We start from the raw sequence: 13970 nt of genomic DNA, 5'->3' as shown, positions 1-13970 counted from the left end.
GCATTGCCCTGGCGGTCAGGGGTGCGGGGTACTGGGGACCGAGGGGGTGGATGTCGGGGGCGGGGCCATCATCCCGCCGGGCATCATCTCGCCCGGGCCCATCATCCCGCCCGGCATCATTCCGCCCGGGCCCATCATCCCGCCCGGTTGCATCATTCCGCCGCCGCTCATCATCGGGCAGGTGCCCATCCGTCCACCCGGCCCCATGCGGCCGGCGTTGTGCCAGGATCCGCCGTAACCACCCCAGGACGCGCCCAGGGCGACGCCCGAGAAGAACACGACCGCGACGACGAACACCACCCCGGCGATGATGCCCACGACCGCCGCGGCCTGAAAGATCCGCGTGGACCGCTCGTGCGCGACTGTCTCGGTCATGGCCGCCGTCTCGGCGGTGGAATCGCTTGGGGCCGTCATGATTCGAATGATCCCTCAGCCGGGACCGGGACAGTAGGGACCATCGACCCTAGTCCGGCCCAGATCGGCGGGTCGCACTCGCCGACGATCGCTGACGCGGCGTCGCCTACCATCAGCGCATGCGCGGCTCAAAGATTCTCATCACCGGTCCGACAGGCCAACTCGCCACCCCCGTCGCGGTGGCCCTCGCGGCGGAAAACGAGGTGTGGGGCATCGCGCGCTTCACCGACCCCGCGGCGCGCGACGCCCTGGAAAAAGCCGGCGTGCATTGCCAGCCGGTGAACCTGGCGGCGGGGGACTTCTCGGCTGTGCCCAACGATTTCGACTACGTCCTGAACCTGGCGGTCGCCAAGAGCGGCGACTGGGACAAGGACATGGCGGCCAACGCCGAGTCGGTCGGTCTGCTGATGGCCCACTGCCGCGGCGCCAAGGCCTTCCTGCATTGTTCTTCCGGAGCCGTATATGACCCGCCGGGCGACGAGCCGCGCACCGAGGACGCCGCGCTGGGGGACAACCACAAGTTTCTGTTCCCCACGTACTCCATCTCCAAGATCGCGGGGGAGGTCGTAGCCCGGTCGATGGCCCGGGTTCTCGGCGTTCCCACCACGATCGCGCGGCTCAACGTTCCCTACGGCAACAACGGGGGCTGGCCGTACTACCACATGGAGATGATCCTGGCCGGCATCGCGATCCCGGTACCGCCGGGGGGCCCGGCCCGCTACAACCCGATCCACGAGGACGACATCATCGCGACCATCCCGAAGCTGCTGCAGGCGGCGTCGGTGCCGGCGACGACGGTGAACTGGTGCGGCGAGCAGGCCGTCAGCATCCAACAGTGGTGCGAGTATCTCGGCGAACTCGTCGGCCGGGAGCCGATCTTCGAGGAGGACCACCACGCGCTGCGGGGAAACCCGACCGACACCGCCCGGATGCGCGAACTCGTGGGCACCAGCACGGTCGACTGGCGCGACGGGTTCCGCCGGATGGCGGCGAAGTTCCACCCGGAACTTGTCACCGCGTAAAACGTTGGCGCCCAAGCGGATACGCGGCTGACGGAGTCGGCTAGCGGCGCTCGGCGGTCCTGACGACGCGGGCCGCCGCCTCCACCGCGGCGGCGCGGCGGCGCGCGACGACCTGTGGGTCCGTGGTCGCTGCGGCCGGGTCGGGCCACTGGGCCCAGGCCAGGCCGATCGCGAACAGGAGCACCAACAGTTGCTGCGGATCCCACGCGGGATCGACATGGCCCTCCGCCTGGGCCCGTTGCACTTCGGCAATCGCCCGCTCGGGTGGGTATTCGCCGTCGAACTCGGGTTTGTCGAGCGGAAACCCCTCGAGGTGGGCCCAGGTGATCATCCGGATGTGTTCGGGTCGACTCTGCGCGAGATCGAAGATGTCGCCCACGAATTCCGGTACCGCATCGGGACGCAGCTCCACGGCGCGGAAGAACTCCGCACCGTCGGTCGCGACGACGTCGCGAAACAGGGTCTCCTTGTCACCGAAGTGCGCGTAGAGGCGTTCCTTGCTCGCGTTGGCCGACCGCGCGATGCGGTCGATCCGCGCTCCGGCCAAGCCGTGCTGCGCGAACTCGGCGCGGGCGGCGGCAAGGATCTCGCCCCGGAGTTCGGTCTTCGTTCTCACGGATACATCATAGGCAGACGAACTGGTTCGTTTGTTATAGTGGTCCGAGAACACGGCAAGCGACGAGGAGGAGCGCGACGATGATGCGAGCGGGTGTGCTGGATCGAGATGTTGTCGGGATGCCGCGAGGCGGCCCCAACGCGTCGTGGCTGGACCGCCGATTCGAGACGGGGGCGCTGGAATATCTGGACCGCGACGACGTGCCGGACTCGGTCAAGCAGAAGGTCATCGGCACGCTCGACCGGCTGGGCGCCCTGACCCGACAGCACGAGACGAACGCGCGCACGGCACTCGACGCGGTCGCACACATCGCCAATCCGCGGATCCTCGAACTGGGCGCCGGCCACGGCAAACTGTCCGAACAGATCCTGCTGCACCACCCGACCGCCACCGTCACCGTCAGCGACGTTAACCCGAAATCGGTCGCCAACATCGCGGCCGGCCGACTGGGGAGCCATCCCCGCGCGCGCGTCCGGGTCATCGACGCCACGGCGATCGACGCCGCCGACAACTCCTACGACCTGGTCGTGTTCGCGCTGGCGTTCCACCACCTGCCGCCCGCCGTCGCCGGCCGGGCCATCGCGGAGGCCACCCGGGTGGGCAAGCGGTTCCTGGTCATCGACCTCCAGCGGCGAAACCCGTTGCAAATCCTGCTATTTCCTGTGGTGGCGCTTCCGATGAACCTGGCGCTGGTGCCGTGGTCGTGGGTTTGGCCGACCCTGCACGACGGCTTCATCAGCGCCCTGCGCGCCTACAGCCCGTCGGCTATGCGGGCCCTTGGCCGGGCCGTGGACCCGGCGATGCGCGTCGAGACCCTGCCGTCGGCAACACGGTTCGGGCCACCGACGATGGCGGTCACGTTCTCGCGTCCCGAAGCGAACGACCGTGGCTGACACCACCGAACTCTCGTCGATCATGGAACCGAGCGCACGGGTTCAGGTCCTGCGCCGGGTGCTCGACACGGCGACCGATCGGCTGCGCCCGGTCCTCGATCTCGCCCGTCCGTACATCGACGGCCTGCAGCATCTGCCCGCCGACGGGCGATTTCTGTTGGTGGGCAACCACACCCAGTTCGGTTCGGAGATCTTTCTGATCTCCGATGCCATACGCCGGTCGATCGGAACCCGCGTGCGGCCACTCGCCGATCGTGGGTTCGGGCGCATGCCCCGATTGGCCGGCGACCTGTTGGCCGCGTACGGCGGCGTCGTCGGCGCACCCGAGACGGCACGCGAACTGATGCGCAACGACCAGACCATTCTGGTGTTCCCCGGCGGCGGCCGGGAGATTCCCAAGTTCAAGGGCGAGGAGTACACCCTGCGCTGGCAGGGTCGCGCGGGGTTCGCGCGGCTATCGGTGGAGAACGGCTACCCGATCGTGCCGGTCGGACTGGTCGGCGGCGACGACGTCTACCGCAGCTGGACCACCCGCGACAGCGTCTTAGGCAGATTCGGTGCGGCGCTGGGCCGCAGGCTGAACGGCCGTTCGGACATGGCGATGCCGTTGCTGCGGGGGATCGGCCCCACCCTGATTCCCCGGCCTCAGCGCATGTACCTGCGTTTCGGGACACCGATCGACACGACGACGCCCGTCGGTGTGGACCCGGAAACGTGGGCCGGCGCCGTCAAGGAGGACACACAACGGGCTTTAGAGCAGATCCTCGCCGACCTGATGCGGGTGCGCCGCACCGATCCGTTCCGTGACCTCAGCCCGCTGGGCTGGAGTGGCGCTACGATGGCCTGACCGACACGCTCCCGGGGAGCCGTGGCTGCCGCGACACATAACCAGCTGCGAAGAAACGCCGACACTAATCGCAGCGGTTTATGTGTCGACGATCGGAGCAACCCGCCGGCCGCCAACCCCGGCATCACCGATGACGAGCGCCGCTCCTGCTGGCCACGCCGGATCTCGACGGGGCGTTCGAGCGGCTCCAGGCCCGCGACGCCGACATCGTCCAGGAACCGACCGAGCAACCGCACGGCCTTCGCGATTGCGCCGTCAGGGATCCCGCCGGCAACCTGATCCGCATCCAGCAAGTGCGCTGAGCGGCGAGGTTCATGACCCCCGGTGGTACCGGGCGAGGAACCCGACGGCCGCGACCCCCGCGACGGTGCCGACCACTCCCCAGAGCACCACCTGGAAGATCATCGACCCGAGGAACCAGCCGAACGTCATACCGATGTACAGCGTCCAGAACAGGCGGAACACGCTCCACGCGGTGACCAGGCCGGCGCTGATCCCGATGTAGAGGCTGCGCTGCCGGTCGACCCGGTTGATCTGCTCTTCGATGCTGGCGGGCACGATCTTCATCTGCTGACTTCCTTTCGTGTGGCGCCGCCCCCTTGGCGACGTCGTTGCCGCAAGTACAGGACGCCGGCGCCGCTACCGATCCCAACCGGCCGCGCCGGGGACTCTGCGCGGGCTGGCGCCGGGGAGGTGGCCCAATCCGGCAAACCGGGCAATCATGGGGGAGCACCGGGCGACCCCCCGCCCGGCCCCGCGATACGGAAGGCACGATCCCGATGAACCCATTGCTGAACCCCATCAAGCTGGCCGAGCAGGTTGTCGAGGGGATGTTGGGCGTCGTCGGCATCCGCGTCGGCGCCGAGGAACCGAAGTACACGAGCCGTCAGCTCACCGACTCCGTCGAAATTCGCCGCTACGGCCCGCGCATCGCCGCCGAGACGACGGTCCTCGACGACGAGAACAGCGCCCGCAACGAGGGCTTCCGGAGGCTGGCGGGTTACATCTTCGGCGGAAATCGCGGCAATCAGGCGATCGCGATGACCGCACCCGTCAGCCAGCAGTCGGCGCGGGGCGGCCAGCAGATCGCGATGACCGCGCCGGTGGTCCAGGCCACCGGCGGCGAGAACGGCTCGGTGATCCGGTTCTTCATGCCCTCGAAGTGGACGATGGAGACGCTGCCGACGCCCAAAGACGATCGGGTCCGGCTGGTCACCGTGGCCCCCGAGACCGTGGCGGTGCTGCGATTCAGCGGCGACCGCAGCCCCAAGGCGGTCGCCGCCCGCACCAGTGATCTGCTGAAAGCCTTGCAGGACAACGGGATCGAGCCCACAGGTGACGCCGAGGCGTGGTTCTACGACCCGCCCTGGACGCTGCCCATGGTACGCCGCAGCGAGATCGCGGTCCCGGTGGACGCGGAACAGGCACCGGTCTAGCCGCGGTGCCGGACGCCCCCGCCACAGCCCCAAGCCGGTACGGTCTGGCGTGATGGAACGCGCAGCGAACGAGAAGGTCGACGCCAGCATCCTGACCGGCGTCTCCGAGACGGCCCTGATGACCCTCTACGGCAGGGCCCATCAGGCCGGGCTCCCCGACCCGATCATCGATGACCCGATGGCCGTCCGCCTCGTCGACTCCATCGACTTCGACTTCGAGAAATTCGGGCGCAGGGGCCAGGAGATGGCGTTGCGCTCCCTGGCCGTCGACCGGTGCGCGATCGACTACCTCGGAACGCACCCCAAGGCCACCGTCGTCGCGCTCGCCGAAGGCTTCCAGACCACCTTCTGGCGGCTGGACCGGGCCCTGCCCGACGCCCAATTCGCCTGGGTGTCAGTCGATTTGCCGCCGGTCATCGAACTGCGCCGCCGGCTGCTCCCGCAGTCGCCGCGGATCACCTATCTGGCGCAATCCGCGCTGGACTACAGCTGGATCGACAAGGTCGACACCACCCACGGGGTGTTCGTCACCGCCGAGGGCCTGCTGATGTACCTGCAACCGTCCGAGGCGATGGGGCTGATCGCGCAGTGCGCCAAGCGGTTGCCCGGCGGGCAGATGTTCTTCGACCTGCCGCCCACGATCGTCAAGAGGGTCGCCGGACGCAAGGGGCTGCGTTCGTCCAAGCACTACCGGGTGCCGCCGATGCCGTTCAGCCTCTCGCCGAATCAACTGGCGGATCTGGTCCACACCATGCCCGGCGTGCGGGCGGTTCACGACCTCCCGATGCCCACGGGCCGGGGCACGTTCTTCGGGACCCTCTACCCGAGCTTCTGGCAGTTCGGGCCTACGAAGGCGTTCCGCGGCGCCTACACGCTGCTCGAGTTCGGCTGACGGTCAGCCGAGTTTGACGACCAGCTTGCCGACGTTCTTGCCGTCGAAGAGCATGTTGATCGCCGTGGGCAGTTGCTCGAAGCCCTCGACCACCGTCTCCAGCGGCTTGAGCTTGCCGTCGGCGATGAGGCCGCCGATCTCTCCGATCGCCTCCGCGGCCCGGCCGAAGTGGTCGAGGACGATGAAGCCCTGCACCATGGCCCGCTGCACGAGCAGGTTGCCGAACGCCCGCGGGCCCGGCGGGGGATCGGCCGCGTTGTAGCCGGAGATCAGCCCGCAGAGCGCGACGCGGGCGCCGATGTTGAGCCGCGCGAACACCGCGTCCATGAGTTGGCCACCGACGTTCTCGAAGTCGACGTCGATGCCGTCCGGGGTCGCCGCGGCGAGTTGGGCGGCCCAGTCATCGGCGCGGTGGTCGACGGCCGCGTCGAACCCCAGCTGCTCGGTGAGCAGCGCGCATTTCTCCGGTCCGCCGGCGATGCCGACCACCCGCGCGCCGGAGACCTTGGCGAGCTGCCCGGCGACCGAGCCGACCGCGCCCGCCGCCGCCGACACGACGACCGTCTGGCCCGGCTGCGGCTTGCCGATGTCGCGGATCCCGACCCATGCCGTGAGCCCGGTCATGCCCAGCGCACCCAGATAGGCGCTCGGCGAGACGCCCTCGGCGACGTCGACGGGATTGACCATCGACGTGGCCGAGACGACCGCATACTCCTGCCAGCCGAGCAGGCCCTGAACCGTCTGCCCGACAACGTAATTGGGATTCTTCGACGCCACGACCCGGCCGAGCCCGGCGGCGCGCATGACCTCGCCGAGGCCGACCGGCGGCAGATATGTGGGGGTGTCGTTGATCCACATGCGGTTCGTCGGGTCGAGCGAGATCCAGTCGACGCGAACGAGCGCCTCCCCGTCGCCGAGCTCGGGAACCGCCTCCTCCCTCAGCTCGAAGGTGTCCGGCCCGATGCGTCCGCTGGGTCGTTCGCGGAGGAGGAAGCGGCGGTTTCGTTCGGTCATGAACGCACGGTACCCAAGGACGCCCGAAGACCAGCCACCGGCCGCGACGCACGCAAGGCCGTACCGCCCGATCGACCAACGGCGCGCGGGAGGGGAGCGCTATAAGCTGCACCGGGGGTTTGGATGAAGAGGTGAGCCCGGTGCATGTGGTGTCGCGAGTTGCCCTGCCGTCGATCTTCACCATGATGATGGCCGTGTGTTCGCCGGTCGGGCCGGCGGCCGCCGATCCGCCGCCCACCCAGGTCATCACCGCGGTCGCCGTCGGGCCCAACGGACAGCCGGTCAACGGCTACCACGAGGTGCCTCCGGACGGTAACCTTCCCGCCGTCAACGACTGCACGACACCGTCGCCGTCGGCCGTGGCCGACAACATCTACTCGTGCCTGCCCGCGGTGGCCGACGCCGGCACGTGCTGGCCGTCCACCCCCGGGACGCTGCTGTGCGTGGACAACCCCTGGGACAATCGGTTGAATCGGGTGGCCTACGGCGGTCAGCTCCCGCCCGTGCTCCACCCCGCAACACCCGACCCGTTTGCGCTGGTTCTCGACGGCGGCACACGTTGCACGCTTCGCCACGGCGGCGCCTGGGGTGGGCGCGACGACGGCTACGTGGGCGTCTACAGCTGCGACTCCGCCAACCCGAACACCTCGGTGCTGTGGCTGCCCAGCCAGGGCGCCGGGAGCTGCATCGACCGTTCGAGTCTGGTTTGGACGGTCAAAGTCGGCCAACTGGGCGCAGCGAACCCCCACTTTCCGCAGCCCGAGACTCGCGCCGTCACCACGGTGTGGTTCGCCGGAGATTGACCGCCGCCCGGCTCCCGTCGCCGTCGGCCGTCGCGGACAACGTCTACTACTGCTCACCGAGCGCGGCCACCGCCAACGCCTGCTGGCCGTCGACGCCCGGAAGACTGCTGTGCGTCGACAATCCGTGGAACCGGAGCCTGCACCGGGTGACGTACTCGGGCGCGCTGCCGCCCGTGCAGGGCCCCGCGACACCCGATCCGTTCGCGCTGACCCTGCGGCCCCAACCCCGCCGTACTGTGGCTGCCCGGCCAGGGCGAGGGCACCTGCATTGACCGCTCCCGGCCCCCGCAGACCCGGGCGGTGACGGAGGCCTGGTTCGCCGGGGGCAAGGCCGGGCAATAGCGCGTGCTGCTATAACGCAACGTATGGCAGCCAGCGGCGCGATCACCCATGTGTCCGACACGGCGCGGTGGACGGCGCTCCACCGGGCGACCGAATCAGCCCGTCCCGACGCGTTGTTCCACGACCCGCTCGCCGAACGCCTCGCCGGTGACCAGGGCCGGGCGATCGTCGCCAAGGCCCCCAGGGGGACCCGCGACGGGTGGTGGCTGGTCGCGCGCACCAAGCTCATCGACGATGCGATCGCCGACGCCATCGCCAACGGTTGCGACCGGGTGCTGAACCTGGCCGCCGGCCTGGACACCCGGCCCTACCGCCTCGACCTGCCGGCCGACTTGACCTGGATCGAGGGGGACCTGCCGAGGCTCCTCGGCGAAAAAACGGAGTTGCTCGCCGACCAGGTACCGCGCTGCCGGTTGACGCGGACCGCGGTCGACCTGGCCGACCCGCGGGCCCGCGACGCCTTCCTCGACGAGGCGCTGCGCGGCGCCAGCAAGGCGCTGATCCTGACCGAGGGCCTGCTGGTCTATCTCGACGACGCCGACGTCGCCGCGCTCTCGGCGGCCTTCCAGCGACCGGAGGTCGCGTGGTGGATGCTCGACTTCGGCGGTCCGGGCCTGAAGAAGATGATGAACGACAAGATGGCCGGCATGATGCAGAACGCCCCGTTCCGGTTCGCGCCCGAGAACGGGCTGGCCTTCTTCGAGGATCTGGGCTGGCGCGTGGCCAGGTGGGAAGCGCTGTACAAGGCGGCCCGGCGGTTGCAACGCCTGCCGCTGATGATGCGCCCGCTGACGTGGCTGCCGGAACCGGATCCGCGGCGCCCGGGCGGCCGGTCGTGGAGCGCCTTCGCCCTGCTGACTCGGTGAGCGCTTACCAAACTCGCAGGTAGTCGACGAGCATCTGGGCCGGGTAGCTGCCCGAGGTGGGGTCCCCGCCGCCGGACCCCGCCACCGCGAGGTTGAAGACGGGATAGACCGTGTAGCCGGGGCCGTTGAACGGCCAGTCCGGCAGCGAGCTCGCCGGCACGTCGAAATAGGGCTGGGCGCCCTCGGCGTAGTCCTTCCAGAAGCGGATCCCGGCCTCGTCCCACTGGACCCGCCAGGTGTGCCAGGCGCTGTCGACGGCGATGTTGTGGGTCTTCCACTCGCCGCCGTTCGCCTTGGCGTGCACGGTGGTGGCCGACGGCCAGCTGCCGTTGCCGTACCACTCCATGGTGTCGATCTCGCCCTCGCCCTCGTTGCCCATCCAGAACGCAGGCCAGCACCCGGGGGTCAGGCAGTCCAGCTTGATGCGGGCCTCCCAGGTGTGGCCGACGCCGCCGCGCCAGAGGCTCTGCACCTTGCCGCTGTAGTAGGTCGGCCCGTCCTTGGCGGCGCGCAGCACCAGGTTGGACTTGCCGTCGAGGAACACGTTCTGCCGGTCGTCGCGGTATTGACCGATGTGCTCCGGCAGCTCCCAATACGTCGGGTCCTTGATCTGCTCGCGCGCCCGCGCCACCGTCCACTTCGACGCGTCGGGGGCCGAGCCGGCCGCGCCGTCGAACTCGTCCTGAAAGACGTAGGTTCCGGTCTGGCCGCTGGGGGCGGCGGGCGGTGCGATCCGGCGCGGCAGGGCGCGGGCCTCGGGGATCGGCATGGCGGTGGCCAGCACCCCGATCCCGGTCGTCAGCACCATGCGGCGGCGATCCATCTCCGGCATAAGCAAGCGACGATAGCAGCCGGTGCGGTTGGCCCCGAAACCGAAAAGCTGTCGGTGGCAGCCGCTAACGTCCCTCGCGCCACTCCGCCCGGAGGCGGCCGCCCCAAGGCGCCGACGGAAATAGGGAGGAATTCATGGCCAATTTTCATCTTCGGGCGTGGTTTGGTCTCAGGAAATGGGGGGCATCCTGGAATCACGAACCGATAACCACCGTTAATGGCATTACAGGTCGGACCTGGGAGGAGTTGGGGATCGTGGCGAATTCATCAGGAGCAACGGTCATTTTCCTGCACTCGCACCCGGTATGGCTTGCTGCCCAGCGCCACGCCCGCGAGCGCGGGGAAGCCATGCGCCGCCACCCCTCCGCCCGGTTCCGCCAGCGTTCCGCCACGTCGGCCACCCGCGACTTCACGATCTGCACCAGCAACAACACCCCGGCCTGAATTTCGCGTCCCCGAAAAATCCCGTCGCCGGAGCAATTCAACGGCGACCTTCAGGGTTTTCGGCTCACCGGTTCACCTGACCCGGCATATCGCATCTATAGCCCCGGCGGCAAAACCGTCCGGCAGCCCCCTCTGCTGATGTCCGTGCGCCCGTCGCGTCGCCGGCGAAGGTCCGTCGACTAGAGGCGTTTCGGCCCTAGTTTCTCTCCGGCGACGATGCCAATGTCGATGGCACGCGACGAATCCTGGAGGGAGAGCAGCGGTGACACATGCCACCGACAAGCTCACCGAGTTGCCCCTGCCCCAGTTACTGGCCGAATTGGGCAGCTCCGCAGCGGGTTTGACGACGGCCGAGGCCCAGCAGAGGCTGGAGCGCTACGGCCCCAACGAAATCGCCGAACGGCAGCGCAATCCGGTGCTGGAGTTTCTGGGTTATTTCTGGGCGCCGATACCGTGGATGATCGAGGTCGCTCTGGCGTTGTCGGTGGCCGCCCGGCACTGGACCGACGCGGCGATCATCGGGGTACTGCTGGCGATGAACGGGCTGGTCGCCTTCTTCGAGGAGCACCAGGCGGCCAACGCGATCGCGGCGCTGAAGCAGCGGCTGGCTACCGAGGCGCGGGTGTTGCGCGACGGCGCATGGCTCACGGTGGCGGTGCGTGAGCTCGTTCCCGGCGATGTTGTGCGCGTGCGGCTCGGTGACGTGGTGCCGGCCGACCTGCGCGTCCTCGACGACGTCACCCTCGAGGTCGATCAGTCGGCGCTCACCGGCGAATCACTGGCCGTCAGCCGCGGGCGGGGCGACAGCGTGTATTCCGGGTCGGTGCTGGTCCGCGGTGAGGCCGACGCCCTGGTGTGCGCCACGGGGGCGTCGTCATACATGGGGAAGACCACCGCGCTCGTCGAGAGCGCCGGCACCGTCAGTCACTTCCAGCGCGCGGTGCTCCGCATCGCCAACTACCTGATCGTGATCGCGCTCGCGCTGGTCACCCTGACCGTGGTGATATCGCTGGTCCGCGGCAACCCGGTGCTGCAGACGCTGGAGTTCGCGCTGGTGGTGACCATAGCCTCGATCCCGGTGGCGCTGCCGGCGGTGCTGTCGGTGACCATGGCGATCGGCGCGCGGCAGCTGGCGCGCCACGAGGCGGTGGTCAGCCACCTGCCCGCGGTTGAGGAGCTGGGCGGCATCGACCTGTTGTGCTCGGACAAGACCGGCACCCTGACTCAGAACCGGCTTGCGCTCACCGCCCGCTGGACCGCCACCGCCGTGAGCGAGGACGAGCTGCTGGTCGCGGCCGCGCTGGCTTCGCGCGCCGAAGACAACGACCCCATCGATCTGGCGGTGCTCACCGCCGTCGGCGAGCGGCGGCCGTGGGCGTCGGTCGACCGGTTCGTCCCGTTCGACCCGGTCAGCAAGCGCACGGAAGCGCTGGTCCGCGACTCCGGCGGTCGGGTTTTCCGGGTCAGCAAGGGAGCGCCCCAGGTCATCGCCGCGCTGTGCGACGGTGATGGCGCCGCCGCCGAGGTCAACGACGTGGTGGAACGGTTCGCGACCCGCGGATACCGATCCCTGGGTGTGGCCCGTACGGACGGCGACGGTTCCTGGCGACTGATGGGTGTGCTGGCGCTGGCCGACCCGCCGCGGGACGATTCCGCGGCGACCATCGCGGCCGCCAGGGAACTGGGCATCGACGTCAAGATGGTCACCGGTGACCAGGTCGCCATCGGCCGCGAGATCGCCCGTCAGGTCGGCCTGGGCGAGCAGATTCTCGACGCCGGCATGCTCGACGACGCCGCTGACGGCGACGACCTCGGCGCGCGGGTGGAGAGGACCGACGGGTTCGCGCAGGTGTTCCCCGAGCACAAGTACCGCATCGTGCGGCTATTGCAGGCCCGCGGGCATATCGTCGGGATGACCGGCGACGGCGTCAACGACGCCCCCGCCCTCAAGCAGGCCGACGCCGGCATCGCGGTATCCGGGGCCACCGACGCGGCCCGCGCAGCCGCGGACGTGGTGCTGCTGGCGCCCGGGTTGTCGGTGATCGTGTCCGCGATCGGGCTCGCCCGCGAAATCTTCGCCCGGCTGACCAGCTACGCCACCTACCGCATCGCCGAAACCATCCGGGTACTGCTGCTGATCACCCTGGCCGTGGTCTTCATGAACTTCTTCCCGGTCACCGCCGCGATGATCGTGTTCCTGGCGCTGCTCAACGACGGCGCGATCCTGTCGATCGCCTACGATCACGTGCGCGGCTCGGCCAAGCCCGTCAAGTGGGACATGCGCGCGGTGCTGACCATCGCGACCGTACTGGGTGTCGTCGGTGTCGTCGCGACCTTCACGCTGTTCTTCATCGCCGACAAGGTCTTCGGCCTCAACCACGACCTGATCCGCACCATGATCTACCTGAAGCTGTCGGTCGCCGGCCAGCTGACCATCTTCCTGACCCGCTCCCGCGGCCCGTTCTGGTCAGGGCCCGCGCCCGCACGGTTGTTGCTGGGCGCGGTCATCACCGCGCAAACGGTGGCCACCCTGATCGCCGTGTACGGTGCGGCGATGACGCCGCTCGGGTGGCGTTGGGCCGGTGTCGTGTGGGCCTACGCGGTGGTGTGGTTTTTATTCAACGACCGGGTCAAGCTCGCCGCCTACTGGTGGCTCGACCGCCATCCTCGCCGCGACAAGTCTGAAATCGCCGGCGCCCGAGTCTGACGCCGCTGGGGACAGCTGTGTGGTGCGATCGCCTAGATCCTGCTGGCGACGAAGTCGGCCGCCTGGTTCGCCATGCCGGCCTGGATGTAGGCATTGGCGAGATGTTGCGGCCAGTTGGCCTGCCAGGTGTGCGGGTCGGCCGGGTTGCAGATCGGGTCGTCGCCGTGGCACAGCTCGATGGTCCTGTCGCTGTAGATCGGGTTGAAGTTCGTGATCGGCCCCACCCATTGGCTGCCGTTGCCGAACAGGGCGACGGCGGCGACGTGCTGGTCGATGCCCGGCGGCAGCGGGCTGTCGAAACCGAACGCGCTGATCGGCGCCGCGAGCACCACGTCGGTGACCGCGGCGCCCAGTGAGTAGCCGCCCAGCACCAGCCGGGTGTTCGGGCAGTTGTTGACCATGTCCTGGACGTGGTGGCTCATGTCGTTGGCGCCGATGTCGATCTGCGTGTCCGCGGGGTAGCGCACGGCGTACACGCCGATGTTCTTGTTGCCCGCCTTGGACTGCAGCGCGTCGATGAACGCGCTGCCCAGCACGCCCGGCCCCGGTGGTTCGTATCGGCCGCGGGCGAAGACCACCTGGACTTGCGGGCAGTTCACGGCCGCGGCGGTGGGTGGGCCGGACGGCACCGCAACGCCCAATGCGACCAGTGCGGCCAATGCGGCCGCGGTGACGACCGCCGCCAGGCCGACGTGAACCAGTTTGCGGGCAGGCACAGTCCCGATGGTAAGTCGGCGGCGGGTGGGCCGCTGCCTAACCGCGACTCTCAGGGCAAACGCTCATCGGCGGCCGCGCGCGGCGGCGCGGACCGGGCTTCGACCACCCTGTTTGCGCGGCCGCGAC

The 13970-nt window shown here is 69.1% G+C and carries 16 protein-coding genes and 1 pseudogene; 11 read left to right on the top strand and 6 right to left on the bottom strand.

The genetic code is table 11. The features are described 5' to 3' along the window. Nucleotides 1–15: 15 nt before the first annotated feature. Nucleotides 16–414 (bottom strand): hypothetical protein, encoded by a 399-nt coding sequence (locus tag BN971_RS03130; protein ID WP_085181094.1) that lies wholly within the window; start codon nucleotides 412–414, stop codon nucleotides 16–18. Between the two features lie 119 nt (nucleotides 415–533). Between BN971_RS03130 and BN971_RS03125 the strand changes: the two genes are divergently transcribed. Then, a complete protein-coding gene (locus tag BN971_RS03125; RefSeq protein ID WP_085181093.1) occupies nucleotides 534–1436 on the top strand; it encodes an NAD-dependent epimerase/dehydratase family protein in 903 nt (300 codons plus the stop codon). Between the two features lie 40 nt (nucleotides 1437–1476). Here the strand turns inward: BN971_RS03125 and BN971_RS03120 are convergent, their stop codons facing one another. Further along, entirely contained in the window at nucleotides 1477–2052 is a 576-nt protein-coding gene (locus tag BN971_RS03120) for a TetR/AcrR family transcriptional regulator (protein ID WP_085181092.1), read from the bottom strand. An 80-nt stretch (nucleotides 2053–2132) separates the two neighbouring features. Here BN971_RS03120 and BN971_RS03115 point away from each other — a divergent pair, with 80 nt between their 5' ends. The 3 genes and pseudogenes from BN971_RS03115 to BN971_RS03105 form a co-directional block, all read left to right on the top strand. Continuing rightward, a complete protein-coding gene (locus BN971_RS03115; RefSeq protein ID WP_085181091.1) occupies nucleotides 2133–2945 on the top strand; it encodes a class I SAM-dependent methyltransferase in 813 nt (270 codons plus the stop codon). Next, nucleotides 2938–3792 (top strand): lysophospholipid acyltransferase family protein, encoded by an 855-nt coding sequence (locus BN971_RS03110; RefSeq protein ID WP_085181090.1) that lies wholly within the window; start codon nucleotides 2938–2940, stop codon nucleotides 3790–3792. The genes BN971_RS03115 and BN971_RS03110 overlap by 8 nt, the downstream gene beginning before the upstream one ends. 99 nt (nucleotides 3793–3891) lie before the next feature. Then, a pseudogene (locus BN971_RS03105) lies at nucleotides 3892–4094 on the top strand (VOC family protein); the annotation flags it as partial. Between the two features lie 10 nt (nucleotides 4095–4104). Here the strand turns inward: BN971_RS03105 and BN971_RS03100 are convergent. Continuing rightward, complete coding sequence (locus tag BN971_RS03100; protein ID WP_085181089.1) at nucleotides 4105–4359, bottom strand: hypothetical protein; 255 nt, start codon at nucleotides 4357–4359, stop codon at nucleotides 4105–4107. A 212-nt stretch (nucleotides 4360–4571) separates the two neighbouring features. On the opposite strand from BN971_RS03100, the gene BN971_RS03095 reads away from it, so the two are divergent. After that, on the top strand, nucleotides 4572–5228 hold the full coding sequence (locus BN971_RS03095; RefSeq protein WP_170322104.1) for an SOUL family heme-binding protein: 657 nt from the start codon (nucleotides 4572–4574) through the stop codon (nucleotides 5226–5228). Nucleotides 5229–5280: 52 nt separating this feature from the next. Continuing rightward, the gene (locus BN971_RS03090) at nucleotides 5281–6120 is read left to right on the top strand and encodes a class I SAM-dependent methyltransferase (protein WP_085181088.1); all 840 of its coding nucleotides are present in this window, start codon (nucleotides 5281–5283) and stop codon (nucleotides 6118–6120) included. 3 nt (nucleotides 6121–6123) lie between these two features. Here the strand turns inward: BN971_RS03090 and BN971_RS03085 are convergent, their stop codons facing one another. Beyond that, on the bottom strand, nucleotides 6124–7134 hold the full coding sequence (locus BN971_RS03085; protein WP_085181087.1) for an NADP-dependent oxidoreductase: 1011 nt from the start codon (nucleotides 7132–7134) through the stop codon (nucleotides 6124–6126). A gap of 131 nt (nucleotides 7135–7265) precedes the next feature. Here BN971_RS03085 and BN971_RS03080 point away from each other — a divergent pair, with 131 nt between their 5' ends. From BN971_RS03080 to BN971_RS03070, 3 genes are all read left to right on the top strand, one after another. Further along, complete coding sequence (locus BN971_RS03080; RefSeq protein WP_245836745.1) at nucleotides 7266–7937, top strand: hypothetical protein; 672 nt, start codon at nucleotides 7266–7268, stop codon at nucleotides 7935–7937. Next, on the top strand, nucleotides 7934–8209 hold the full coding sequence (locus BN971_RS03075; protein WP_249262699.1) for a hypothetical protein: 276 nt from the start codon (nucleotides 7934–7936) through the stop codon (nucleotides 8207–8209). The genes BN971_RS03080 and BN971_RS03075 overlap by 4 nt, the downstream gene beginning before the upstream one ends. 93 nt (nucleotides 8210–8302) lie before the next feature. Continuing rightward, the gene (locus tag BN971_RS03070; protein WP_085181086.1) at nucleotides 8303–9145 is read left to right on the top strand and encodes a class I SAM-dependent methyltransferase; all 843 of its coding nucleotides are present in this window, start codon (nucleotides 8303–8305) and stop codon (nucleotides 9143–9145) included. Between the two features lie 4 nt (nucleotides 9146–9149). On the opposite strand, the gene BN971_RS03065 is transcribed toward BN971_RS03070, so the two are convergent. Next, nucleotides 9150–9977, bottom strand: coding sequence for a glycoside hydrolase family 16 protein (locus tag BN971_RS03065; protein ID WP_085181085.1), 828 nt, complete (start codon nucleotides 9975–9977; stop codon nucleotides 9150–9152). 134 nt (nucleotides 9978–10111) lie between these two features. Here BN971_RS03065 and BN971_RS25540 point away from each other — a divergent pair, with 134 nt between their 5' ends. Together BN971_RS25540 and BN971_RS03055 are read left to right on the top strand one after the other, a co-directional pair. Then, a complete protein-coding gene (locus BN971_RS25540) occupies nucleotides 10112–10420 on the top strand; it encodes a hypothetical protein (protein ID WP_245836743.1) in 309 nt (102 codons plus the stop codon). Nucleotides 10421–10682: 262 nt separating this feature from the next. Then, nucleotides 10683–13127: a plasma-membrane proton-efflux P-type ATPase gene (locus BN971_RS03055; protein WP_085181084.1), complete on the top strand. Its 2445-nt coding sequence runs from the start codon at nucleotides 10683–10685 to the stop codon at nucleotides 13125–13127. 32 nt (nucleotides 13128–13159) lie between these two features. Here BN971_RS03055 and BN971_RS03050 read toward each other — a convergent pair whose 3' ends face one another. Then, nucleotides 13160–13852, bottom strand: coding sequence for a cutinase family protein (locus BN971_RS03050; RefSeq protein ID WP_090349778.1), 693 nt, complete (start codon nucleotides 13850–13852; stop codon nucleotides 13160–13162). Between the last annotated feature and the right edge of the window lie 118 nt (nucleotides 13853–13970).

Origin of the sequence: Mycobacterium bohemicum DSM 44277 (assembly GCF_001053185.1) — a bacterium.
Taxonomy (GTDB): domain Bacteria; phylum Actinomycetota; class Actinomycetes; order Mycobacteriales; family Mycobacteriaceae; genus Mycobacterium; species Mycobacterium bohemicum.
This window is presented reverse-complemented; position numbering and strand designations above follow the sequence as displayed.